This window comes from Streptomyces sp. NPDC059740, assembly GCF_042733155.1.
Lineage (GTDB): Bacteria > Actinomycetota > Actinomycetes > Streptomycetales > Streptomycetaceae > Streptomyces.
In genome coordinates this window covers 112,442-136,135 of record NZ_JBHWGP010000014.1, presented here as the reverse complement: position 1 = coordinate 136,135, position 23,694 = coordinate 112,442, and the positions used below count along the sequence as shown (strand labels likewise).

Here is a 23,694-nt window from a genome sequence, read left to right as displayed (position 1 = left end):
GCGGTGGTACCCGGTGAGATCTTCCCGGTTGTCCGCAGCCGGAGGGAGGAGCCGGAGTTAGTGATCTCCCCGTGCGGTAACCCAGTCGTCGTCGATATCAGCGGTCACCCTCCGTGAGGAGTCAGGCATGAGGTCGCGACAGCAGCAGGGGCGTCGCCCCCGGGCGCCGGGCAGCGAGCGGCTGCGACGGCTGGACGCGCAGTGGCGGGCCGCCAACTACCTGGCGGTGGGCCAGATCTACCTGATGGACAACGCCCTGCTGACCGAACCGCTGCGGCCCGAACACGTCAAGCCGCGCCTGCTCGGTCACTGGGGGACCTCGCCCGGGCTCAACCTCGTGTACACCCATCTGAACCGGGTGATCGCCGACCGTGACCGGGACGTGCTGTGCGTCTGGGGGCCGGGGCACGGCGGGCCGGCGGTGCTGGCGGGCTCGTGGCTCGACGGCAGTTACTCCGAGGTGTACCCGGACGTCACCCGTGACGCCGCGGGGATGGCCCGGCTCTTCCGCCAGTTCTCCTTCCCCGGCGGAGTGCCCAGCCACGTCGCCCCGGAGACGCCCGGTTCCCTCCACGAGGGCGGCGAGCTGGGGTACTCGCTCTCCCACGCCTACGGGGCCGCACTGGACAACCCCGACCTGGTGGTCGCCTGCGTCATCGGCGACGGGGAGGCGGAGACGGGGCCGCTGGCGGCGTCCTGGCACTCGAACAAGTTCCTCGACCCGGTCCACGACGGAGCGGTCCTGCCCGTCCTGCACCTCAACGGCTACAAGATCGCCAATCCGACGGTACTCGCCCGCCTCCCGCAGGAGGAGCTGGACGCCCTGCTGCGCGGCTACGGACACGAACCGCTGCACGTCACCGGCGACGACCCGCTCGCCGTCCACCGCGCCATGGCCGAGGCCCTGGACACCGCCTTCGACCGCATCGACGCGATCCAGCAGGCTGCCCGGGAGGAGGGCGTCACCGAACGGCCGCGGTGGCCGGTCCTCGTCCTGCGCACCCCCAAGGGCTGGACGGGTCCCGGCTCGGTGGACGGCCTGCCGGTCGAGGGCACCTGGCGGGCGCACCAGGTACCGCTGGACAAGGTCCGCACCGACCCCGGGCACCTGCGGCAGCTGGAGTCCTGGCTGCGCTCCTACCGGCCCGAGGAACTGTTCGACGCCGATGGCCGACCCTGCGCTGACGTCCTGGCGGTCATGCCCACCGGGCGCCGCCGGCTGGGCGCCACCCCCCACGCCAACGGCGGCCTGCTCACCCGTGAACTCCCGCTGCCGCCACTGGAGGAGTTCTCCGTCGCGGTGGACCGGCCGGGGACCGGCATGCACGAACCCACCCGGGTCCTCGGCGGGCTCCTGGAGCGGGTGATGGAGGCGACCGCGGAGCGCCGCGACTTCCGGCTCGTCGGCCCGGACGAGACCGCGTCGAACCGGCTCCAGGACGTCTACGAGGCGACCCCCAAGGCCTGGGAGGAACCCCTCCTCGCCACCGACGAGCACCTCGGCCGGGGCGGCAGGGTCATGGAAATCCTCTCCGAACACACCTGCCAGGGCTGGCTGGAGGGCTACCTCCTCACCGGCCGTCACGGACTCTTCTCCTGCTACGAGGCGTTCGTGCACATCGTCGACTCCATGGTCAACCAGCACATCAAGTGGCTGCACACCACCCGCCGGCTGCCGTGGCGCGCCCCCCTGCCCTCCCTGAACTACCTGCTGACGTCCCACGTGTGGCGCCAGGACCACAACGGCTTCTCCCACCAGGACCCCGGTTTCGTGGACCACGTCATGAACAAGAGCCCCGAGGCCGTGCGCGTCTACCTGCCGCCGGACACCAACACCCTGCTCGCCACCGCCGACCACGTCCTGCGCAGCCGCGACTACGTCAACGTCATCGTGGCGGGCAAGCAGCCCTGCTTCGACTGGCTGACCCTGGACGAGGCCCGGGCCCACTGCGCCCGCGGCGCCGGCGTGTGGTCCTGGGCCGGGAACGAAGCCGGGCAGGAGGTGCCCGACGTCGTCCTCGCCTGCGCCGGCGACGTGCCCACCCAGGAGACGCTGGCCGCGGCCGGCCTCCTGCGGCGGCACCTGCCCGACCTCGCCGTGCGCGTGGTCAACGTCGTCGACATCGCCCGGCTGATGCCCGCCGAGCAGCACCCCCACGGAATGCCGGACAGCGAGTACGACGCCCTGTTCCCACCGGAGGTGCCCGTCATCTTCGCGTACCACGGCTACCCGTGGCTGGTGCACCGCCTGACCTACCGCCGCACCGGACATCCGCACCTGCACGTGCGCGGGTACCGCGAGGAGGGGACGACCACCACGCCGTTCGACATGGTGGTCCGCAACGACCTGGACCGCTACCGCCTGGCCATGGACGTCATCGACCGGGTCGCCGGGCTGGCCGTCCGTGCCACCGCGGTGCGGCAGGAGTTCGCCGACGTGCGGACCCGTCACCACGCGTGGGTGAGGGAGCACGGCACGGACCTGCCCGAGGTCGCGCAGTGGTCCTGGTCCCGCTCGGGGAAGGAGTGAGACCGCACGGGGCCCCGTACAAACAGGGACGGGGCGGGAGGTGGTGCGCGCGGGCGGCCTGACTTCCGCGCCGGCCGGAAAGGGGACGAGGCGAAGGGGTCATCCTCCGAGCGGACGGGCCAGGAAATCCCGCAACCGGCCCAGTGACGTGGCCGAGACGGCGAAGGTGAGAAGGTCCCCGCTGTGCACCACCGTGCCTCGCGCAGGAACGTGGGAGACCCCGCCCCGGGTGTACTCCACCAGTCGGATCTCCCCGTCCACCTCGAACGAGGACAGCGGACGGCCGACCAGATGGCCCGGCGGCGGCGAACGCACCAGCAGCGTCTCGCCGTTGCCGAAGGTGAGTTCCGGTTCCAGATGCCGGTGCAGCAGCAGGCGGTGCATGCGCAGCACGGTGCGGGGGACGTCGGCGACCGTGTGGATGCCGGTGCCCAGGTAGCGCTGCGCCTCCCGGGGATCGTGGACGCGCGCGACGACCGTCGGCACCCGATGGGTGTGCTTGGCCGCGACCGTCACCGCGTGGTTGTGTGCGTCGTCGGTGGTGCAGGCCACGAGTGCGTCGGCCTCACCGACCCCGGCTGACTCCAGTACGCCGCCGGTCACCGGGTCGGCGCACAGGAAGCGGCCGGTGAAGCGTGCGGGGAGCCGCTCGACCGCCTCGGGCCGCGGATCGATGACCCGCACGTCGTGCCGCTCGGCCGCCAGCTTCTGTGCGAGGGCGGCACCGACACGGCCGCACCCGACCACGATCATCCTCATGCCGTTTCCGTCCTCCTCGCCGAGCGGTGGCGCAGCCACGCCTTCCGCGCCTCCTCCGCGACCAGCAACAACGCACCGAGGAGGGAGAGAACGCCCCAGTCGGCTGCGCGCAGCGGAGCGGTGTGGAAGAGCTCCTGCAACAGCGGTACGTAACTGATGGCGGCCATCAGACCGACCCCGAACGCACCCGCCGCCAGCAGCCAGGGATTGGACAGCACACCGAGCCGTACGATGCTCTGCCGCTCACTCCGCACCGCCAGGGCGTTGAAGAACTGGCTCACCACGATCCCCGCCTGGACCAGTGTCACGGCCTCCCGGTAGGCCGGTGTCTGCGGTGTGAAGCGGGCGTAGGGCAGCTGGGCGGTGTGCAGGCGCCAGAAGAACACCGCGCACACGCCCACCGCCTGGATGCCGCCGAGGAAGAGGATCCGCCCGACCACGGCCCCGGAGAACAGCCGCTCCCGACGGGGCCGGGGCGGGCGCTCCATGACGTCCGGCTCGGGCGGTTCGGCGCCCAGCGCCAGAGCGGGCAGCACATCGGAGCCCAGGTCGATGGCGAGAATCTGCACCGCGCTGATGGGCACGAGCGGAAAGCCGACGAACGTCGCGGCCAGGATCGGGACCAGCTCCGCGATGTTGTGACTGAAGAGGTAGATCAGGAACTTGCGGATGTTCTGGTAGACGGACCGCCCCAGCCGCACGGCCGCCGCGATCGAGGAGAACGAGTCGTCCAGGAGCACCATCACGGCGGCCTCCCTGGCCACGTCGGTGCCCGAGGCGCCCATCGCCACCCCGATGTCGGCGTGTTTGAGGGCGGGAGCGTCGTTGGCCCCGTCGCCGGTGACGGCCACCACGGCGTCGCGGCGCTGGAAAGCCGTGACGACCCGCATCTTGTGCTCCGGCCCCACCCGGCACAGCAGCAACTCCTCGGAGCCCGCCAGAAGCCTGTCGAGCGCCGCGTCGTCCATGTCGTCCAGGTCGGAACCGGTCACCACCGCCGGGTGCTCGCCGCGCACGATGCCGACCCGTCGGGCCACCGCCTCCGCGGTGAGAGGGTGGTCGCCGGTCACCATCACGATCCGGATCCCGGCCCTCTCACAGGCGGCCACCGCCTCCCGGACGTCCGGACGGGGCGGGTCCATCATGCCGAGCAGCCCCAGGTGCGTCAGGCCGACCTCGGCGGCGTCCCGGTCCTGGTGGACACCGGTGACCTCCCGTACCGCGACGGCCAGCACCCGCAGGCCGCGGGCCGCCATCGTGTCACCGGCAGCCGAGACGGCGGCGCGCAGCTCGTCGGTGAGCGGTCGGGGCCGCCCCTCCCAGAGCACGGAGGTGCACCGCCCCAGCACCTCGCCCGGGGCCCCCTTGACGTACAGCCGCTGCCCGCCGTCCGGTAGGCGGTGGACCGTGCCCATGGTCTTGCGCCGCGGATCGAAGGGGTACTCGCCCGTCCGTGGAGTGGCCCGCTCCTCGGCTTCCCGTTCCATCCCGGCCTTCCGCGCCGCGACGAGGATCGCCCCCTCGGTGGTGTCGCCCAGCACCCGCCAGCCCTCCCGCTCCCGCGGCGGGACCACCTTGGCGTTGCAGCACAGCGCCGCCGTGCGCAGCAGGTCCCGCACCCGCCCGGCCTCCTCGACCTCTCCCTGCGGCGCGTAGCCCACGCCCGTGACCCGGTGCTCGGCCCCCGAGGACCAGAGCTGCACCACCGTCATCTGCGCCTGGGTCAGCGTCCCCGTCTTGTCGGTGCACACCACCGTCGTCGAGCCGAGAGCCTCCACGGCCAGCAGCTTCTTCACCAGGGCGTGGCGCCGGGCCATCCGGCGTACCCCGATGGCCAGCGAGACCGACAGGGTCGCGGGCAGCCCCTCCGGCACCAGTGCCACCATCACGCCCAGGGCGAAGACGAACGTGGCGACCAGCGGCTGCCCGGCGGGCACGCGGACCGCGAACACCACGGCGCCCATGGCCAGGGCCGCCCCCGCCACCCGGCGCGCCATGGAAGCCACCTGCGACTGCAGCGGTGTGCGCTGCCGGGGAGCTGAGGCGGTCAGGCGGAAGACCCGTCCGAACTCCGTCTCACCGCCCGTAGCGAACACGACACCGGTCGCCGAACCGGACATCACGTCCGTCCCCATCAGGACGCAGTTGCGCGCCTGCAGAACGGGGCCCGGACCCGCCGCGTCCGCGGTCCGGCCCACCGGGTCGCTCTCTCCGGTGAGGGCCGCGTTGTCGACGGTCACCTCGTGCGCCGACACCAGGCGGCAGTCGGCGGGCACGGCGTCGCCCGCCTCCAGACGCACCACGTCACCAGGTACCAGCTCACCCGAGGGGATCTCGGCCACGCCCCCGTCACGGACCACGCGGCAGGTGTGCGCCACCATGGCCTGCAGTGACTGGGCGGTGCGCTCCGCCGAGTGCTGCTGGAAGAAGCCGATGGCCGCGTTGAGGAGCACGACGCACAGGATCGCCACGGCGAGTTGCAGGGTGCCGCTCTCCCGAGGACTGCTCAGCAGGTAGGCCAGGAAGGTGATGGCGGAGGCCACCATGAGGATCACGGCGAACAGGTCGGTGAACTGGGCCGCCAGTTGCCGCCACCAGCTCTCGCCGGCGGTCGTCGGCATCTCGTTCGGCCCGTGCTCCCGCCGCCGCGCGGCCACCTCCGCCGCTCCGAGACCCCGCTCGGACACGTTCAGGCGTTCCCACACCTCGGCCGGCGGGACTTCGTGCACCGCCGGGCTCGAACCCGTGACGAGCGCCGCCAGAGGTCCCGTCACCGGCGCACCTCCCATCCGCTCCGTACCTGGTCGTCGCAAGGGATGGTGCCTGCCCGCAGCGGCGGAGCCCCGGCTCCACGCCTGCCCGGCGCCCCCGCAGACCCGGACGGCGGCACCTTGCGCGAGGAAACGCTCAGGAGTGCAGGACCACCTTCAGAGCGCCGGTGTCGTCGGGCCTCGCGAACACGTCGTAGGCCGCCTCCGCCTCGTCGAGCGCGAAACGGTGGGTGACCAGCGGAGCCGTCGGCAGCCGGCCGTCGGCGAGCATGTCCAGGAGGAGGGGCGTGGTGCGGGTGTCCACCAGCCCGGTCGTCAGCGTCACGTCCCGGATCCACAGCTGTTCCAGGTGCAGGGTCGCCGGCTCACCGTGCACGCCGACGTTGGCCACGTGACCCCCCGGCCGCACCATGCGGGCACAGGACTCGAAGGTCTGCGGGATGCCGACGGCCTCGACGGCCACGTCGGCCCCGAGGCCACCCGTCACGTCCTCGACGAGCCGCTCCGGATCCTCCGAGGCCAGGCACCGCGTGTCGGCCCCGACGGCCTGCGCCGCGTCGAGGCGGGAAGGCGCCAGGTCCACGGCGACGATGCGTCTCGGTGAGAAGAGGCGGGCGGTCGCGACGGTCGCGAGACCGACCGGCCCGGCACCGACCACCACCACCGTGTCGCCCGGGCGGACCGTACCGTTGAGGACCCCCACCTCGTACCCGGTGGGGTAGATGTCGGAGAGCAGGACCGCGTCCTCGTCGCGGACCGCTTCGGTCAGGGGGTGCAGGGAGAGATCGGCGAACGGTACCCGGACGTACTGCGCCTGCGTGCCGTGCACCAGATGGCCGAGGATCCAGCCCCCGCCGCCCGTGCACTGACCGTAGGCGGCCTCCCGGCAGTACCGGCACCGGCCGCAGGCGGAGATGCAGGAGAGGAGGACCCGGTCGCCCGGGCGCACGCCGTGCACCGCCGAACCCGTCTCGACCACGTCACCCACCGCCTCGTGACCGAGCGTCGTGCCCGCAGCGACCTCCGGGACGTCGCCCTTGAGAATGTGCAGGTCGGTGCCGCAGATGGTGGTCGTCCTCACGCGCACGATGACGTCGGTGGCGTCCTGGAGAGCCGGCTCGGCCACCTCCCGCCAGGCACCGTGGCCCGGGCCGTCGAAGACGTATCCCTTCATGGTTCACCTTCCGTTGCCAGGCGCAACCGGGCCTCAGCCGGTGCCGCCTCGGGGAGCGCGCATGTCGCGCGGATACCTGCCACTGGCCACGGACGGTTCGGCGGTCCGCCGTACATCCTGCGCAGCGCCCGTCAGCCTCGGCCCGCCGACGACGCTCTCGACGTCCACCACGCCGTCCACCCCGCGGCACAGCCGTTCCAGGACGGGCACAAGTTCCGCGTCCTCCACCGTGCCGTGCAGACTCACCCTGCCGTCGTGCACCGAGACGGTCACCTCGGCCGGTGCCAGGTGCAGCGTGCCGTGCAGGACGTCCTCGGTGATCTCCTCCGCGATGGCCTCGTCCCGGCGGAGGAAGACCCGCAGCAGGTCGGCGCGGCTCACGATCCCGACGAGCCGGTCCGCCTCGTCGACCACAGGCAGGCGTTTGACATGGTGGTGCTGCATGACGCGGGCGGCCTCCACGACGTTCCAGCCCGGGCGGGCGGTGATCGGCGGGCTCGTCATGAGGTCACCGGCGGTGACGCCGGGTGCCGGTGCCTGACTGGTGTGGGGCAGCAGCAGCGAGGGATCCAGTCCGCTGGGGTCGGGCCGGCGGGCCTGTGCGCGGAGCAGGTCGGCCTCCGAGACCACCCCCACCACCCGTCCGTTCGCCTCGGTCACGGGAAGAGCGGTGACGTCGTTGCGGGACAGGCGCCTGGCGATGTCCTTGAGGCCCTCCTCCGGGTGCGCGGTGACCACCGCGGCCGACATCAGGTCTCTGAGCGTACGGTTGCGCATTACTCGGCTCCCCACTCGTCGTCCGGTCCAGGGCGTATGGAACGCCCTGCTTCCCAGCCTCACGCCGCAGGCCGGGCCGGGCAGTGGGCCGGGCGGGTGCGACAGGGGTGCCTGTCGGCCCGGGTGACGGGTGCCCTCCCGGGGCCGGCCCGGACTGCGCGGCGGTTGACGCCGTTCTACTGTGGCGGGGGGCCCTGCGACGGGACGGGAGAACGTGGCAGCCGTGGCCGACAGCGGAGCGGACCCTGACCCCGGCGCCCGGCTGAGAGGCCTGCTCGACGAGTTGGGCGGGCATTTCGCCGGATCCGCCGAGACCTGGTACGGGCTGCGCGACCGCGACCTGCTCCAGGCCGTGATGTCGGTGGGGCGGGATCTGGAGACGCGCCGGGTCCTGCGCTACGTGGTCGAGGCCGCCGTGGCCCTTGTCGGCGCCCGGCACGGGGCACTGGGCGTCATCGGCGAGGACGGCACCCCGGCCGAGTCCGTCACCGTGGGAGCGGACGCGGACCAGGCCGCACTCATCGGGCACCTGCCGACCGGCGAAGGACTGCCCGGCGGACTGATCCGCAGCCCGGAACCGCTGCGCCTGCACGACCTCGCCGACCCTCCGGCCTACTGCGGTCTGCCACCCCACCACCCGGCCCTGCGCTCCTTCCTCGCTGTCCCGGTACGGGTGCGGGGCACGGTCTTCGGCAACCTCTACCTGACCGGGAAGCGGGACGGCACCGCCTTCGACGAGAGGGACGAACTCGCCCTGCAGGCGCTCGCCGTCGCCGCCGGGGCGGCGGTGGACAACGCCCACCTCTACGAGCGGGCCCGCCGCCGGCAGAAGTGGGTGGAGGCCGACGCGGAGATCACCCGGATGCTCCTGTCGGGGGCCGACCGGAACGGCGTCATGCGGCGGATCGTCGCCTTCTGCCGCGACATCCTCTCCGCCGACCTGGGCGTGCTGGCGCAACCGGCCGGCGAGGCAGCCGACCGGTTGGAGATCGTCGTCGCGGACGGCGAGGCCGCCGACCGGCACCAGGGCCTGCTCGTCCCCGTAGCCGGCTCGGTGCTGGGGGAGGCCTTCACCACGGAGCAGGCGGTGAGCAGCGCCGACCTGGAGCACGACGTCCGGATCACGGCCGGACCACGGCGCTGGGCCGGACTGGGCGCCGCCGTGGCCGTCCCCATGGCCTCCGGCGCAGTGGTGCGCGGCGTGCTGCTGCTGGCCCGTCGCCGGCCGCGCCCGGCGTACACGGAGCCGGAGATCGGGTCGCTGCGCGCCTTCTCGCGGCAGGCAGCACTGGTCACGGAGGTCGCCGACCGGCGGGCGGACGCCGAGCGGGTCGCCCTGATGGACGAACGCGACCGTATCGCCCGCGACCTGCACGACCTCGCCATCCAGCGACTGTTCGCCACCGGTATGACGTTGCAGAGCCTCCTGCGCTACGCCGAGGACCCGCTCACCCGGGAGCGGCTGACACGCGCGGTCGACGAGCTGGACACCACCATCAAGATCATCCGGTCGACCATCTTCGGGCTGCGCGAGCAGCAGGCATCCGGCGCCGCCACCGAGGGCCTGCGCATCCGGGTGGCGCGCACGGTGCAGGAGGCCGTTCCGCACCTGGGCTTCACCCCGGCCATCCGGATGGAGGGCCTGCTCGACACCGACGTGCCGGCACGCACGGCCGACCACGTGGTGGCGGTGCTGGCCGAGGCGCTGTCCAACGTCGCACGTCACGCGCACGCCCACCGCACCGACATCAGCCTGGTCGCCGCCTCCGACCAGCTCACCCTGGAGGTCCGTGACGACGGCGGGGGCATCCCCGTCGGTGCCTCGGGCGGCGGACTGGGCAACCTGCGCAGCAGGGCGGAGGAACTGGGCGGGGTCCTGGCCGTCCACTCCTCCGAGGCTCGGGGAACCACCCTGGTCTGGCGGGTGCCGCTGACGGCGGGCGGAGCGGGCCGGTGAACGTGCCGCCACGGGCGGACGGGCCCGCAGGTTGCCCGGGCCGGAGTGTCTGCGGTGGCCCCGACCCGTGGCGGCCACCACTGTGGAAGGGGGGAAGGGCCGCGCCGCGTGCGGGGCCCCGCCGGAACTGTCACTCGCGGAGGTGGCCGAGATGCCCGACCGACAATCCCAGGAGGCGTCGATCGTGGTGGGGGTCGACGGTTCCCACTCCTCGCAGGCGGCCCTCAGGTGGGCGGTACGCCAGGGGGAGCTGACCGGATCGCCCGTGCACGCGGTGCTCGCGTGGGAGATGCCCGCGATGCTCGGCTCCATCGGCTGGGTGCCGGGGCCGGTGAACATGAAGGAGATGGAGAGCGGCGCCCGCGAAACGCTCGGCAACGCGATCCGCGAGGCACTGGGGGACCAGGGCGGGGTGGCGCTGCGGACCACCGTCGCCTACGGCACCGCCCCCGCGGTCCTGCTGGACGCCGCCCGCGACGCCTCCCTGCTGGTCGTCGGCAACCGCGGGCACGGTGGTTTCGCCGAAGCGCTGCTGGGTTCCGTGGGACAGCACTGCACCCAGCACGCCACCTGCCCGGTGGTCGTCGTCCGAAGCGCCCGCGAAGCAGGGGGCCGCGGCTGACCCGCGCCGGCCGGGCGCCCTGCGGGCCGCCGACCGGGCCTCATCGGAGACTGCGGGACCCACCGGGTCTCACTCGTCCGTCCACAGGTGCCCCGAATGGTGCACCGGGGTGCGGGTGCCGGGCGTGGCCAGTGCGCTGAGGTCCTCGTCGGCGAAGGCCAGCAACCGCCGGCCGAGCTCCTGCAGGGCGCGCCCCGCTGCGATCTCGTCGCCGATCTCCGGGACCTCGGCGTCCTGCGGGGCGCGGTGCGCCGTGCCGTGTCCGGTGATGCGGCTGGTGCCGGTGTCCAGTTCCGCCCGCGCGGTGGTGCTCCTCTCGTGCTCGAAGAGGTAGACGTGCACGCTCCACTGGGTGACCCTGTCCATGCTCATCCTCCTGCCGTTCCGTTCGGACCGTGGGTGCCGGCCCGGTGTTCGAGCCGGTCCTGTACGTGATGGGTGAGTGCCGCCGACGCAGGCGAGAAGGCGGCGCGCGGCGCCTGGGGGAGACGGATCGACCTCGCCGCCTCCGGAAGGGCCGCGAGGTCCCTCTCCAGCCGCCGACGGCCCTCGGCCAGGCCCTCGCCGGGCCCGGTGCGCCGGCCGTCGCGCATCACCGGAAGGAGCAGCGGCTCCGTACCCGCCGGCGCCGGTTCGTCGGCCAGCGCGATGACGTCCGAGGGGCCGGGCCCGCGGTAGACCTGTTTGCGGCCGGGCGCGGTCACCTTGGCGGACGACAGCTTCATCACCCCGTGCCCGTCGTACTCGACGAGTTTGTAGGCCGAGTCGAGGTAGGGGGCGTCCGCGCTGACGCCCACCTTCGTGCCGACGGCGAAGACGTCGATCGGTGCCCCGGAACGGACGAGGTCCTCGATGGCGAACTCGTCGAGCCCCCCACTCGCCACGATGCGCACCCCGGGCAGACCGCGCGAGTCCAGCAGCCGCCGGACCTGGTGGGCGAGCCGGCCCAGGTCACCGCTGTCGAGCCGGACGGCGGAACCCTCCTCGATCTCCAGGTCGAGCAGGACCTCGGCGGCCGTCGCCGCTCCGGCGAGGGTGTCGTAGGTGTCGACCAGCAGCGTCACCGGTCCGGGGTGGGTGAGCGCGAAGGCGCGGAAGGCCGCCTCCTCGTCCTCGTGGGCCTCCACGTAGGAGTGCGCCATGGTGCCGGTGGAACGCAGCCCCTCGCGGGCCGCGGCGGCCACGTTGCTGGTCGCGGAGAAGCCGGCGAGGCAACCGAGCCGCGCCGCCTGGTGGGCGGCCTCGATGCCGTGGGTGCGCCGCATGGAGAAGTCGACGACGGGCCGCCCTCCGGCCGCCAGGACGCACCGTGCGGCCTTGGAGGCCACCGCGGTCTGGTGGCTGAGCTGGTTGAGTACGAAGGTCTCCACCAGCTGCGCCTCGGGGAGGCGGGCGGTCACCTCCAGCAGGGGCTCGCCGGCCAGCACCACACGTCCCTCCGGCACCGCGCGCACCTCGCCGCGGAAGGTGAGGCCCTCAAGGGAGGCCGTCTCCTGCACCGGGCGGCCGGAGACCGCTGCGAACGCCTCGACGTCCTCCCGCGTCACGCGGTACCCGTCGAGGAAGTCCAGCACCGACTCCAGACCGGCGGCCACCAGGAACCCCCGGTCCGGGGGCAGGTGACGCACGAAGCAACTGAACGTGGCCTCGCCGTTCATCCCTTCCCGCAAGTACGACAGCGCCATGTTGACCTCGTAGAGATCGGTCAGGGTGGCATTGCTCATCTGCGCCTCCTCGGCGGTGCGGGTGCCTCCGTCGCCGGGACGGGAAGTGCGTGCACGGGACCGCCCTGCTCGGGTCCGACCGGTGTCGCGCCCCGGTCATCGCTGCGGCACCACCGCGATGGGGCAGCGGGCGTGGTGCACGACGGCGTGGGCCACCGGGCCGAGGTGCGGACCGAACCGGGCGTGCCGGTTGCGCCGCCCGACGACGAGCAGGTCGGCGCCCTGGGCGCAGTGGACGGCGACCTGTGCCGAGCTGGCCAGGACGACCGAGAGCTGCACGGGGACCTCGGGGTACTTCTCCCGCCACGGTTGCAGTGCTGCCACCACATCGTGCTCGGCCGCCTCGTAGACCTGCCGTTCGACGTCGGACTGGGAGCCGCGCGGCGCGTACGCGGAGCCGGGCAGTGCACGGCCGTGCACCGCGTGCAGCGGCAGCGCCCTGGCCTTGGCCGCGGCGAAGGCGAAACCCAGCACCTCGTCGCACGAGCCGTGCAGACTCAGGCCCACCGCCACCCGCGGTTCGCGGGGTGTGGAGGCTCCCTCCTCCTCCGGGAGGCCGGCGCGGACGAGTACGACGACGCCGTCGGCCCGTCCCACCACGTACTGGCTCGTGTCACCCATCGTGAACCCGGCGACGCCGCCCAGCGCGCGGGTGCCGAGCACCAGAACCTGCGATTCGGCCGCGGCCCTCAGCAGTGCGGGTTCGGGCTCTTCCCCCACGAGGTCCTCGATCACCGGCAGGTCGGGATGCCGGTCGCGTACACAGCGCAGTCCCTCGGCCGCCACCTCCCGGGCCCCCTGGTTGCGTTCGCGTATCTGCGGGGTGTCGGTCTCGCCGGTGGCCAGCAGCACCCAGGCGTGCAGCAGCCGCAGCACACCGTGCCGTCGTTCGGCTTCCGCGGCCGCCCACCGGGCGGCGGTCAGGCTCTCCGGCGAGCCGTCCAGGCCCACTGTGACCACTGCGGGTTCTGCCGCTTCCATGGCGACCTCGTTCCCTCGACGCCGGCCGGACGGGCCCCGGCTTCCGGTCCCGTCGCCTCACCCCTTCAGGCTGGGCGCCGCCACCGGCGCGGGGCCAGGGGCCACGGGGCTCGATGCACGGGGCCGTTCGGTCCCGTGGGGAGGGCCTCAGTGGGAGGGCGGCTCGTGCGGCGGGCCGGGGGAGCGGGGGGCGCAGGCCCCGTCGTCGAGGTGGGCGTGGGCCCCGACGACCGCCGCCTGGATGCGGCGCTCCACCCCGAGCTTGGCCAGCAGCCGGGAGATGTGGTTCTTGACGGTCTTCTCCGACAGGTACAGCTCCTTGCCGATCTCCCTGTTGGTCAGGCCCTTGCCGATGAAGCCCAGGATCTCGCGTTCGCGGGGAGTGAGGGCCACCACAGCCTCCTCGTCCGGGCCGGCCGGATCCTGCCGGCCCTCCCCCCGCAGGCTGTTCATCAACCGGGAGGTGGTGGCGGGGTCCAGCAGCGACTGCCCTGCCGCCACCGTGCGGACGGCACTCACCAGGTCCGCCCCGTGGATCTGCTTCAGCACGAAACCGGCGGCCCCGGCCATGATCGAGTCCAGCAGCGCCTCGTCGTCGTCGAACGAGGTCAGCATCAGGCACGCCAGCTGCGGCAGCCGGGAGCGCAGCTCGCGGCAGACGGTGACGCCGTCGCCGTCGGGGAGGCGGACGTCCAGGATCGCGACGTCGGGCCGCAGCGCGGGACCGCGAGCCAGGGCCTGGGCCGCGCTGGCGGCCTCACCGACCACCGCCACGTCCTGCTCGGCCTCCAGCAGGTCGCGGACGCCGGTGCGGACCACTTCGTGGTCGTCCAGGACCATGACGCGGATCGGTCGCTCGGACGAGAAGTGCTGCGGTTCGTTCATGCCCGTCCCCAGGTCGCTCAGCCGTCACCGGTGCGGGTAACCCCCCGGAGCACAGCTGACGCAGGCCACTGCGGCCGGACGGGGCCGGTACGGGTGCCGGACCGGCCCCGCGCGGTGCCCGAACGGCCCTGCACCGGGAACGCCACCCGGGGCACCTGCCAGGTGAGAGACGGAGCGCACGGGGAGGGTGAGGATGACGGCACCCTGGCGTCATCGGGGCAACCCGCTGGTGCGGCGGCGCGACCGCGTCCAGGGCTGGGTGGGTGTGTGCGCCGCCGCCGTGGTGGCCCTGGGAGGGCCCGTGGCGGGGGCCGTCAGCGGCCTCGCCGTCGCCGACGGTCTGGCCGGCGACCGGGCCCGTCTCACCCCGGTCACCGCGGACCTCCGGCGGGACGTGCCGTCCGACCCCGGTGCTCCCGACGGCGCACCGACGATGCGGGCGCCGGTCACCTACCGCACGCCCAGCGGTCGGCTCCGTCACGCCGAGGCCTACGTGACCGGCGGCCTCGCGGCGCACTCCCGGGTGACCGTGTGGCTCGACGCGCGCGGCCGCACACAGCCGCCCCCGCCTGAACCCACCGATGTCGCCCTGGTCTCCTCGGCCACCGGTTCCGGGATGTTCGCCTGCGTCGCCGTGCTCGCGGGCGGCGGCTACCGGCTCGTCCGCGGGCACCTGGCAGCGGGGCGCGAGCGCGAGTGGGGGCGGGAGTGGGACGAGACCGAGGCGGGGTGGACGGGGCGGGGCTGACTTTCCCGCGCCTGCCGTTCCTGGCCGGGTCCGAGTTCAGCGGCCACCGTCACCGCGGGGCAGGCGCACCCTGAACCGGGTCTCGCCCGGCCTGCTGGCGACGTCCACCTCGCCACCGTGGGCCGTGGCGACGGCCGCGACGATGGCCAGCCCGAGCCCCGTGCCACCGCCGCGGCGGGTGCGGGAGGGATCGGCCCTGGTGAACCGCTGGAAGACCTGGTCCCGCAGGTCCGCGGGAATGCCCGGGCCGTCGTCCCGGACCTCGATCGCCACGGTCTTTGGCGCGTCGGTGAGGGTCGTGGTCACCGTCGTCCCGGCGGGGGTGTGCGCGCGGGCGTTGGCCAGGAGGTTGGCGACCACCTGGTGCAACCGGTCGCGGTCGCCCTCCACCACGACCGGCTCGGAGGGAAGGTCCAGCTGCCAGCGGTGACCGGGTGAGAGGGCGCGGGCGTCCGCCACCGCGTCGATGACCAGCAGAGTCAGGTCGACCGCCTCGCGCGCCAGTGGCCGCCCGGCGTCCAGACGGGCCAGTAGCAGCAGGTCGTCGACGAGGACGCCCATCCGCTCGGACTCGGCCTGCACCCTTTCCAGCGCGTGCCGCACCTCGGGAGGGAGCGGCTCGGGGCGGCGCAGCGCGTGTTCGGCGTGGGCACGGACCGTGGCCACCGGGGTGCGGAGTTCGTGACTGGCGTCGGCGGCGAAGTGGCGGAGCCGTTCCTCCACGGCATGGCGTCTGGCCAGAGCGTCCCCGACGTGCCCCAGCATCCGGTTCAGAGCCGCCGCGACCTGCCCCACCTCGGTGGCCGGGTCGCCCACCGGGACGGGCGTCGGCATGTCCACCTCCCCGCTGGCCAGGGGGAGCTCCGTCACCGCCCGCGCGGTCCTCGCCATCCGCCCCAGCGGCCGCAGACTGGACCGGATCCACAGGGCGCCCGCCAGTGCGGTCACCACCAGTGTCAGCGCGAACACAGCTGCCTCCGCCCACTCCAGCCTGTGCAGCGTCTCCTCGACGGGACGGAGCGGGAGACCGGTGACCAGCACGTCGCCGTCGTCACCGGTCACCGCGGCCATCCGGTAGGCGTGCAGGGAGGACAGCCTCACCTCGTGGCCCGTGCCGTCGACCGGGAGGCCGGCGAGCGCACGACGGTCGGCGGCGCTCAGCCGGACGGCGGGATGCGCGCCACCGTCCCCCACGACGGCCGCCTGGGTGGTGCTGCCGTGCAGCAGCCTCGCCCCGAAGGTGCCGGCCGCCTGACCGCGGGTGTCGCCGCGGTTGTCGGCGTCCGGGTGCCGCTCGTGCTCGAGGCTTGCGGCGAACCGGCCCTGCGAGGCCGTGAGCTGCTGGTCGATCCGGCCCACCAGGAACCCCCGCAGGGCCAGGACGGTACCGGTCCCGACCGCCAGGCAGGCCAGGGCCAGCAGGACCACGAGTCCCGCCGTCAGTCTGGCGCGCAGTGACCGCGGCATCCGGAGCCGGCGCATCACTGCTCCTGCTTCAGGACGTACCCGACCCCGCGGACGGTGTGGATCAGCGGCGCCCGGCCCGCGTCGACCTTCTTGCGCAGATAGCTGATGTACAGCTCGACGACGTGCGCCCGGCCGCCGAAGTCGTAGGACCACACCCGGTCCAGGATCTGCTCCTTGGACAGGACCCGGCGCGGGTTGTGCATCAGGAACCGCAGCAACTCGAACTCGGTGCGTGACAGTTCCACGGGGACACCGCCCCGGCTCACCTCCCTGGCCTCCTCGTCCATCACCAGGTCCGCGAAGACCAACCGGGGCTCCGCCGACTCGCGGGTCATGCCGGCCCTGCGCAGCAGCCCCCGCAACCTGGCCAGCACCTCCTCCAGGCTGAAGGGCTTGGTGACGTAGTCGTCCCCGCCGGCGGTGATGCCCGCCACCCGGTCCTCCACCGCGTCGCGCGCCGTGAGGAAGAGGACACACACCGCCGGCACCCGCGCACGCAGCTCGCGCAGCACCCTCAGGCCGTCCATGTCCGGCAGCATCCAGTCGAGCACCACGACATCGGGCAGGAACTCCGTCCCCTCCCGCACCGCCCCGGCCCCGTCGCCGCAGGTACGCACGGCGAAGCCCTCGGCACCGAGGACGGAGCCGAGAACCTGGGTGAGGTCCTCCTCGTCGTCGACCACGAGGACGCGCACCGGGGTGCCGTCCGGGCGCAGTGGGGCGGCGGAGGGGGTGGGGCTGTCCATGGTTCCTACAGAATCGCAGGTCCGCGGCAGGAACGAGCGTCGAAGAGCCGGCCGGGGAGCTATGAGTTCCCTCTGAATCCGGTATCCGGACGCCCGCAGCGCCCGGTCTCTGAGGGAACTCAGAGGCTGCGCCCACACACTGGCCGGGTCCGAACGCCCCCACCGAGAGCTGACCACATGGCCCTCCCCACCACCACCCTGGCCGACCGGCCCGCCGCACCGAGCCACCGGGCCGCACCCCGCCGCCCCCCGACCCGCCACGTCCCGCTGCTCGCCCGACTGCTCGGGTGGGCCGGGGCGGCCGCGGTGGTCGCCCTCTGGTGGGCCGACACCTCCTCCGTCGTCGGCCTCGCCGGGTGGCTGACCGGCGCCGGACGCATCACCGGCCTGCTGGCGGGCTACGGCTGCGCGGTCCTCCTGCTGCTGATGGCGCGCCTCCCGCTGCTCGACCGCACCGCCGGCACCGACCGCACGGCGCGCTGGCACGCGGCCGCCGGGCGCTACACCGTCGGCCTGATCCTCGTGCACGTCCTGACCATCGTGTGGGGCTACGCCCTCACCGGCCGGACGGGGGTCGTCGACCAGGCCACGACGATCGTCCTGCACTACCCCGAGATGCTCAAGGCCACGGCGGGCTTCCTCCTGCTGCTCCTCACCGGTGTGCTCTCCGCCCGCCTGGCGCGGCGACGGCTGCGCTACGAGACGTGGCACCTGCTGCACTGCGCCACCTACCTCGCGCTCTTCCTCTCCTTCGGACACCAGCTGTCCAACGGGGCGGACTTCGTCGGCAACCACCTGGCACAGGCGGCGTGGTACACGCTCTACCTCGGGTCCGCGGCCCTGCTGCTCTGGTACCGCGTCCTCACCCCGCTGCGCGCCGCCAGGCGGCACCGGCTGCGGGTGGCGGAGATACGCCAGGAGGCGCCCGGCGTCGTCACGGTGGAGCTGACCGGCAGGGACCTGGCGCGGCTGAAGGCCCGCCCGGGGCAGTTCCTCCGCTGGCGGTTCCTCACCCCGGGGCTGTGGTGGGCCGCCAACCCCTACTCCCTCTCCGCCCCGGTGACCGGTGACCGGCTGCGCATCACGGTGAAGGCCGCGGGCCGGCACAGTGCCGCGGTCGCCGGGCTCCGCCCGGGGACCCGGGTGTGGGCCGAGGGGCCCTACGGCGGGCTCACCGCGGAGCGGGCCCGCACCGGGCGCGCCCTGCTCCTGGCCGGAGGCGTCGGCATCACACCGCTGAGGACGCTCTTCGAGACACTGCCCGGTGACGTCACCCTGCTGTACTGGGCGCACAGCACCGCCGACCTCGTCTTCCGGAAGGAACTGGACGCCGTGGCAGCCCGCCGCGGAGCCCGTGTCGTGTACTGCGTGACCGAGCCGGCCGGCCACTCGCTCCCGCTGACCGCCGCAGCACTCACCGCGTGTGTCCCGGACCTGGCCCGGCGGGACGTCTACCTCTGCGGTCCACCGGGCATGGCCCGGGCCGCGCAGGCGGCACTGCGCGAGGCCGGCGTGCCGCGTGGCCGCGTGCACCACGAGTCCTTCGCCTTCTGAGCCCCCACCCCGACCAGCTGCCGGAGTCACCGTGCGCAGAGCCCTCCTCACCACCGTCTCGACCACCGCGGGAGTTGTCCTGCTCCTGTCCCTCAAACCGCACCACGCCCCGACGCCGGCCGCGGTGGCGCCGGGCGGCGGCAGCGGCGCCGGGGCAGACGCGCCGAGCAAGGGCAAGAGCCGAGACGGTGTCTTCACCGGCCGGACCGTGCAGACCCGCTACGGGCCGGTGCAGGTGCGGGCCACCGTCTCCGGCGGCCGGCTGACGAAGGTGGCCGTCCTCCAGGTGCCCTCGGGCCGCGGACGGGACCAGGAGATAGCCGCTTACGCGGTGCCCCGCCTGACCAGTGAGGCGCTGGGCGCCCAGAGTGCCACCATCGACGCCGTGACCGGCGCCAGCTACACCAGCCAGGGGTACATCGCCTCCCTGCAGAGCGCCCTGGACGAGGCCCGTGGCTGAGCGCGGGCCGGGCGTGCACCACGTCGAACACGTTATGGGCACCGTCTTCACCTTCGACGTGCGGGACGAGGCGACGCCGCAGCTCAGGGCGGCGGTGGAGGAGGCCGTCGACTGGCTGCACCACGTCGACGCGGTCTACTCCCCGTACCGGCCGCAGAGCGCCATCAGCCGGCTTGCACGGGGTGAGCTCACACCCGGGCAGGAGCCGGCGGAGGTCTCCGAGGTGCTCGCCCTGTGTGAAGAGGCGAACGCACGCACCGAGGGCCGGTTCGACGCGAGGGCCGGCGGAGCCCTCGACCCGTGCGGCCTGGTCAAGGGCTGGGCGGTGGAGGAGGCCGCTCGCCTCCTGGAGCGGACCGGTGCGCGGAACTACGCGGTCAACGGGGGCGGCGACATCCGGCTGCGCGGTGCGGCCGCTCCCGGTCGGCCCTGGACGGTCGGTGTCGCCGACCCCCGGGTCGCCGGCGGGCTGATCGCCTCGGTCGCACCAGGCGAGGGCGGTGTGGCGACCTCGGGTCCCGCCGAACGCGGTGCCCACGTCCTCGACCCCCGCACCGGGCAGCCGGCGCGGACCCTGCTCTCCGCCACCGTGGTCGGCCCCAGCCTGACCTGGTCGGACGTCTACGCCACCGCTGCGGTGGTGCACGGCACGGCAGCCCTGCCGTGGATGGCGGACATCGAGGGTTACGAACTCCTGGTGGTCACCGCGGACGGCACGGTCCTGGCCACGGGCGGGTTCCCGCACGGGAGGGCCGCGGCCGGGTGACGGCCCCGGCAGCCGCCTGCGGACCGTCGGGCCGTCACGCGGTGGCATGTGCCGGTCCCGCCGCCGGCTCAGTCCACGAACTCCAGGACGTCGGCCACCGGCCGGCGGGGCGTGATGGACCCGACCGGTCCGTACCCCAGACGCAGCACCATCTGCACCGGGCCCCTGCCGTGTGTCGGATCGCGCAGCAGCCACCGCTGCTCCTCCTTCTCCAGCGCACGGCTGGACAGGGAGGTCGCCAGACCGCGGTGCGTGGCGTGCAGCAGCACCCGCTCCAGCGCCTGCCCCGCATGCAGCCAGCTCTCCGGGGTGTCCGCGTTGGTCGACAGCAGGGCCATGGCCGGGTCCGACTCGAACTCGGCCGCCACCCGCGGACGGCCGGTGCCGCGGGAGAAGTCGCGGGAAGGCACCCGGCCCCGCACGGGGCGGGGGCCGACCGCGTACCAGGGCACGCCGTCCACCGGTTCACCGCCGGCCGCCGGCGGGCGCTCGTACCAGGCCGCCTCGTCCGGGTCGCCCAGCCGGTCGGCCTCCGCCTCGCACTGCGCCGTCAGCTGTGCCACCAGCGCCGCGTGCCAGGCCGACGGGTAGTCCAGCCACGCGTCCTCGGCCCGCGCCTGCTGTGAGAGCTCGGCGAGCAGCCAGTGCGGGACGGGCTCCGCCACGAACGGCTGCCGACTGGTGTGCCGGCGCCGCAACGCCTCGTACAACCCGCCCAGAGCCGGCTGACGATCCCCGCCTCCGGCCGGTCGGAGCCGGACGGAGGCGGCGAGCGTGGGCTCGCGCGACTCCGGCAGCAGCGTCACCTCGGCGAAGAGCCCGGCACGGGCCGCGGCGACACGCAGGTTGAGCAGCGCGGCCCCGCAGGCCAGGTACTGGCCCCGGTTGTCCGGGTCGGAGCGTTCCATGGCGCGGGCGGTGTCCCGCAGGACGTCGACGGTTCCGGTGGCACGGTGGTGGCGGAAACACCACGGCTGCGCATTGTGCATCGACACGGCGCACACCGCGTCCTGGACCAGGCCGACCAGGAGCGCGTCCGCCACAGGGGCGTCACTCATCACGGCACCTCCTTCCGTCCATGGTGCGCAGCCACCGCCGGCGGGGGGAGGGCCGGTCGGCCCTGCTTCCGCAGGGCGGGGACCGGAGGGCCACGGCACACTGGCCGTAGGGGCTGGGCCCCGCCCGCACAGGTGCGTGGCGGGAGGCGAGAACGCCCCGTACCCCGTCGGAAGGACCCGTACCGTGCCGGCACCTGGTAGCCCGCCCGCCGGCGGCGCCGTCCCGCCCACCGCGGGCTGCGGTTGCCCGGAGCAGCCGGAACCGGGCTGGACCTGGGCCTACGAGGGGTACCGGCCGGAGCAGGAGGCGTTGCGGGAGGCGCTGTGCACCCTGGGCAACGGGTACTTCGCCACCCGGGGCGCGGCCGGGGAACGCCCGGCCGACGACGTCCACTACCCCGGCACCTACGCCGCCGGCCTCTACGACCGGGCGACCTCGAGCGTCGCGGGCCGCGAGGTGACCAACGAGGACATGGTCAACCTGCCCGACTGGCTCCCCCTGAGATACCGCATCCGCCCCGACGGAGCATGGCTCGCACCGGACGGCCCGGAACTCGTCGACCACCGCCAGGTCCTGGACCTGCGGCACGGCGAACTCACCACGGAGGCCGTCTACCAGGACGAGGCGGGGCGGCGGCTGCGCGTCACACAGCTACGCCTGGTCCACATGCGGGATCCGCACCTCGCGATGCAACGCACCGTCTTCACGGCCCTGGGCTGGGACGGCGACCTGGAAGTGGAGTCGGCGCTGGAGGGCGACGTGCGCAACGCGGGCGTGGCGCGCTACCGCAACCTGCAAGGCAGGCACCTCACGGCACTGCGCACCGGCACCGGCGACCGGGACGGCGTCTGGCTCCGCTGCCGCACCCTGACCTCCGACGTCACCGTCGCCATGGCCGCACGCACCCTGGCCGGGGCCGGTAAGACACAGCGGTACGAGCCGTTCACCGGGCCGACGCGGGCAGGCCACCGCATCACAGCACGCCTGGGCCCGGGGAGCCCCCTGGTGGTGGACAAGGTCGTCGCCCTGCACACCTCCCGGGACACCGCCGTCAGCGACCCGCTGGCAGCGGCCGTGGAACGGGTGGCCCGGGCCCGTCCCTTCACCGACCTCCGCCACGAGCACCGCACCGCCTGGCACCACCTGTGGCACGGCGCGCGACTCGAGGTGCCGGGGAAGGCCGGCCGCATCCTGCGCCTGCACCAGTTCCACGTCCTGCAGACACTCTCGCCGCACACCGCGGCCCTGGACGTCGGAGTACCGGCCCGGGGCCTGCACGGGGAGGCCTACCGCGGCCACGTCTTCTGGGACGAACTGTTCGTCCTGCCCTACCTCGACTTCCACTTCCCCGAGATCTCGCGGGCCGCCCTGGACTACCGGTGGCGCCGCCTGCCGCAGGCCTGCCGTGCAGCCGCCGACAGCGGACGACGGGGCGCCATGTACCCGTGGCAGAGCGGCAGCGACGGCCGTGAGGAGTCCCAGACCCTGCACCTCAACCCCCGCTCGGGGCGCTGGCTGCCCGACCACTCCCACCTGCAGCACCACGTCGGGTCCGCCGTGGCCTACAACGTCTGGCGCTACCACCAGGCCACCGGCGACACGGCCTACCTGCACACCAGGGGCGGGGAGATGCTCCTCCAGATCGCCCGCTTCTGGGCGGACGGCGCGGAGCCCGGCGCGGACGGCAGATACGGACTGCACGGGGTGGTCGGACCGGACGAGTACCACGACGCCTACCCCGGGGCCGACCAGCCCGGCCTGCGCGACAACACCTACACCAACGTCACCGCCGCCTGGGTGCTCCAGCGGGCACTGGACCTGCTGGAACGCATGCCGGAACCGCGCCGCCGGGCCCTGTGCGAACAACTCGCCCTCGACGCCTCGGAGCTCACCCGGTGGGAGGAGGTGTCCCGCAGGCTGCGCGTGCCGCACCACGCCGGAGTGATCAGCCAGTTCGAGGGCTACGGCGACCTGCGCGAACTGGACTGGGACCGCTACCGCAGGCAGTACGGCGACATCCGGCGCCTGGACCGGGTGCTGGAGGCGGAAGGGGACAGCACCAACCGCTACCAGGTGTGCAAGCAGGCGGACGTGCTGATGCTGGGCTACCTCTTCTCCCCACGAGAGCTGGCCGGGGTGTTCGACCGGCTGGGGTACCGGCTGACCGACGACCTGTGGCGGGCCACCACCGACTACTACCTGCCGCGCACCAGCCACGGTTCCACCCTCTCCAGCCTCGTCCACGCCTGGGTTCTCGCCCGGGAGCGGCGCCCCGAGGCCTGGCGCCAGGCGCGCGAAGCACTCGACTCCGACGTCGCCGACGTCCAGGGGGGTACGACGGCGGAGGGCGTCCACCTCGGGGCGATGGCGGGCACCCTCGACCTCCTCCAGCGCGGCCTGACCGGACTGGAGGCCGACGGCGACGTCCTGGTACTGGACCCCGCGCCGCTTCCCCACCTGTCGAAGTTCCGCTTCACCCTGCGCTTCCGCCGGCACTGGGACATCGACGTCAAGGTCCGCCGTCAGCGCCTGTGCGTCACGGTCCCCGCCTCGACCGAGGCCCCGCTGCGCCTGGTGGTCGCAGGCCGTGAACACCTCCTCGCCCCGGGCGAGTCCCGCTGGCTGTCCCTGTAGGTCCCGCTGCCGGCCGGGGAGCGGGCCGGTCGGGCACCGAAAGGCACCCTGCCCGGCCCTACTGCGAGCCCACCGGCCCC

Annotated in this window: 19 protein-coding genes; 8 read left to right on the top strand and 11 right to left on the bottom strand. The window is 73.6% G+C overall.

Annotated features, from left to right (window positions below; translation table 11 throughout):
- Nucleotides 1-127: 127 nt before the first annotated feature.
- Nucleotides 128-2,530 carry a phosphoketolase gene (locus ACFV3R_RS18905; protein ID WP_385583748.1) on the top strand — a complete coding sequence of 801 codons (2,403 nt, stop codon included), beginning with the start codon at nucleotides 128-130 and terminating at the stop codon, nucleotides 2,528-2,530.
- Between the two features lie 99 nt (nucleotides 2,531-2,629).
- Here ACFV3R_RS18905 and ACFV3R_RS18900 read toward each other — a convergent pair whose 3' ends face one another.
- The 4 genes from ACFV3R_RS18900 to ACFV3R_RS18885 all read right to left on the bottom strand — a co-directional run bounded on the left by ACFV3R_RS18900 (nucleotide 2,630) and on the right by ACFV3R_RS18885 (nucleotide 8,011).
- Complete coding sequence (locus tag ACFV3R_RS18900; protein ID WP_385583745.1) at nucleotides 2,630-3,328, bottom strand: potassium channel family protein; 699 nt, start codon at nucleotides 3,326-3,328, stop codon at nucleotides 2,630-2,632.
- Entirely contained in the window at nucleotides 3,286-6,063 is a 2,778-nt protein-coding gene (locus ACFV3R_RS18895) for a cation-translocating P-type ATPase (protein ID WP_385583742.1), read from the bottom strand. The genes ACFV3R_RS18900 and ACFV3R_RS18895 overlap by 43 nt, the downstream gene beginning before the upstream one ends.
- Nucleotides 6,064-6,196: 133 nt before the next feature.
- On the bottom strand, nucleotides 6,197-7,234 hold the full coding sequence (locus ACFV3R_RS18890; protein ID WP_385583739.1) for an alcohol dehydrogenase catalytic domain-containing protein: 1,038 nt from the start codon (nucleotides 7,232-7,234) through the stop codon (nucleotides 6,197-6,199).
- 33 nt (nucleotides 7,235-7,267) lie between these two features.
- Nucleotides 7,268-8,011, bottom strand: coding sequence for a CBS domain-containing protein (locus tag ACFV3R_RS18885; protein ID WP_385583737.1), 744 nt, complete (start codon nucleotides 8,009-8,011; stop codon nucleotides 7,268-7,270).
- A 223-nt stretch (nucleotides 8,012-8,234) separates the two neighbouring features.
- On the opposite strand from ACFV3R_RS18885, the gene ACFV3R_RS18880 reads away from it, so the two are divergent.
- Both ACFV3R_RS18880 and ACFV3R_RS18875 read left to right on the top strand, forming a co-directional pair.
- Nucleotides 8,235-9,968, top strand: a complete 1,734-nt coding sequence (locus ACFV3R_RS18880; protein WP_385583734.1) for a GAF domain-containing sensor histidine kinase — start codon at nucleotides 8,235-8,237, stop codon at nucleotides 9,966-9,968.
- Between the two features lie 151 nt (nucleotides 9,969-10,119).
- On the top strand, nucleotides 10,120-10,590 hold the full coding sequence (locus tag ACFV3R_RS18875; RefSeq protein WP_385583731.1) for a universal stress protein: 471 nt from the start codon (nucleotides 10,120-10,122) through the stop codon (nucleotides 10,588-10,590).
- A 69-nt stretch (nucleotides 10,591-10,659) separates the two neighbouring features.
- Here ACFV3R_RS18875 and ACFV3R_RS18870 read toward each other — a convergent pair whose 3' ends face one another.
- The 4 genes from ACFV3R_RS18870 to ACFV3R_RS18855 form a co-directional block, all read right to left on the bottom strand.
- The gene (locus ACFV3R_RS18870; RefSeq protein ID WP_385583728.1) at nucleotides 10,660-10,956 is read right to left on the bottom strand and encodes a dsRBD fold-containing protein; all 297 of its coding nucleotides are present in this window, start codon (nucleotides 10,954-10,956) and stop codon (nucleotides 10,660-10,662) included.
- 2 nt (nucleotides 10,957-10,958) lie between these two features.
- On the bottom strand, nucleotides 10,959-12,314 hold the full coding sequence (locus ACFV3R_RS18865; RefSeq protein WP_385583725.1) for a nicotinate phosphoribosyltransferase: 1,356 nt from the start codon (nucleotides 12,312-12,314) through the stop codon (nucleotides 10,959-10,961).
- A gap of 96 nt (nucleotides 12,315-12,410) precedes the next feature.
- Complete coding sequence (locus ACFV3R_RS18860; protein WP_385583722.1) at nucleotides 12,411-13,295, bottom strand: universal stress protein; 885 nt, start codon at nucleotides 13,293-13,295, stop codon at nucleotides 12,411-12,413.
- A gap of 147 nt (nucleotides 13,296-13,442) precedes the next feature.
- Entirely contained in the window at nucleotides 13,443-14,180 is a 738-nt protein-coding gene (locus ACFV3R_RS18855; RefSeq protein ID WP_385583719.1) for a response regulator, read from the bottom strand.
- 193 nt (nucleotides 14,181-14,373) lie between these two features.
- On the opposite strand from ACFV3R_RS18855, the gene ACFV3R_RS18850 reads away from it, so the two are divergent.
- Nucleotides 14,374-14,928, top strand: coding sequence for a hypothetical protein (locus ACFV3R_RS18850; RefSeq protein ID WP_385583715.1), 555 nt, complete (start codon nucleotides 14,374-14,376; stop codon nucleotides 14,926-14,928).
- Between the two features lie 36 nt (nucleotides 14,929-14,964).
- Here the strand turns inward: ACFV3R_RS18850 and ACFV3R_RS18845 are convergent, their stop codons facing one another.
- Nucleotides 14,965-16,410: a sensor histidine kinase gene (locus tag ACFV3R_RS18845; RefSeq protein WP_385583711.1), complete on the bottom strand. Its 1,446-nt coding sequence runs from the start codon at nucleotides 16,408-16,410 to the stop codon at nucleotides 14,965-14,967.
- Nucleotides 16,410-17,141: a response regulator transcription factor gene (locus ACFV3R_RS18840; RefSeq protein WP_385583708.1), complete on the bottom strand. Its 732-nt coding sequence runs from the start codon at nucleotides 17,139-17,141 to the stop codon at nucleotides 16,410-16,412. The genes ACFV3R_RS18845 and ACFV3R_RS18840 overlap by 1 nt, the downstream gene beginning before the upstream one ends.
- A gap of 177 nt (nucleotides 17,142-17,318) precedes the next feature.
- Here ACFV3R_RS18840 and ACFV3R_RS18835 point away from each other — a divergent pair, with 177 nt between their 5' ends.
- Genes ACFV3R_RS18835 through ACFV3R_RS18825 form a run of 3 tightly spaced genes read left to right on the top strand, consistent with a single transcriptional unit; the run spans nucleotide 17,319 to nucleotide 19,921 of the window.
- Nucleotides 17,319-18,695, top strand: coding sequence for a ferric reductase-like transmembrane domain-containing protein (locus ACFV3R_RS18835; protein WP_385583705.1), 1,377 nt, complete (start codon nucleotides 17,319-17,321; stop codon nucleotides 18,693-18,695).
- Nucleotides 18,696-18,726: 31 nt separating this feature from the next.
- Nucleotides 18,727-19,155, top strand: a complete 429-nt coding sequence (locus ACFV3R_RS18830; RefSeq protein ID WP_385583702.1) for an FMN-binding protein — start codon at nucleotides 18,727-18,729, stop codon at nucleotides 19,153-19,155.
- On the top strand, nucleotides 19,148-19,921 hold the full coding sequence (locus ACFV3R_RS18825; RefSeq protein ID WP_385583699.1) for an FAD:protein FMN transferase: 774 nt from the start codon (nucleotides 19,148-19,150) through the stop codon (nucleotides 19,919-19,921). The genes ACFV3R_RS18830 and ACFV3R_RS18825 overlap by 8 nt, the downstream gene beginning before the upstream one ends.
- Before the next feature lie 68 nt (nucleotides 19,922-19,989).
- Here the strand turns inward: ACFV3R_RS18825 and ACFV3R_RS18820 are convergent, their stop codons facing one another.
- A complete protein-coding gene (locus ACFV3R_RS18820; protein WP_385583696.1) occupies nucleotides 19,990-20,979 on the bottom strand; it encodes an Acg family FMN-binding oxidoreductase in 990 nt (329 codons plus the stop codon).
- 184 nt (nucleotides 20,980-21,163) lie between these two features.
- Here ACFV3R_RS18820 and ACFV3R_RS18815 point away from each other — a divergent pair, with 184 nt between their 5' ends.
- Nucleotides 21,164-23,614: a glycoside hydrolase family 65 protein gene (locus ACFV3R_RS18815; RefSeq protein WP_385583693.1), complete on the top strand. Its 2,451-nt coding sequence runs from the start codon at nucleotides 21,164-21,166 to the stop codon at nucleotides 23,612-23,614.
- The last annotated feature ends 80 nt before the right edge of the window (nucleotides 23,615-23,694 follow it).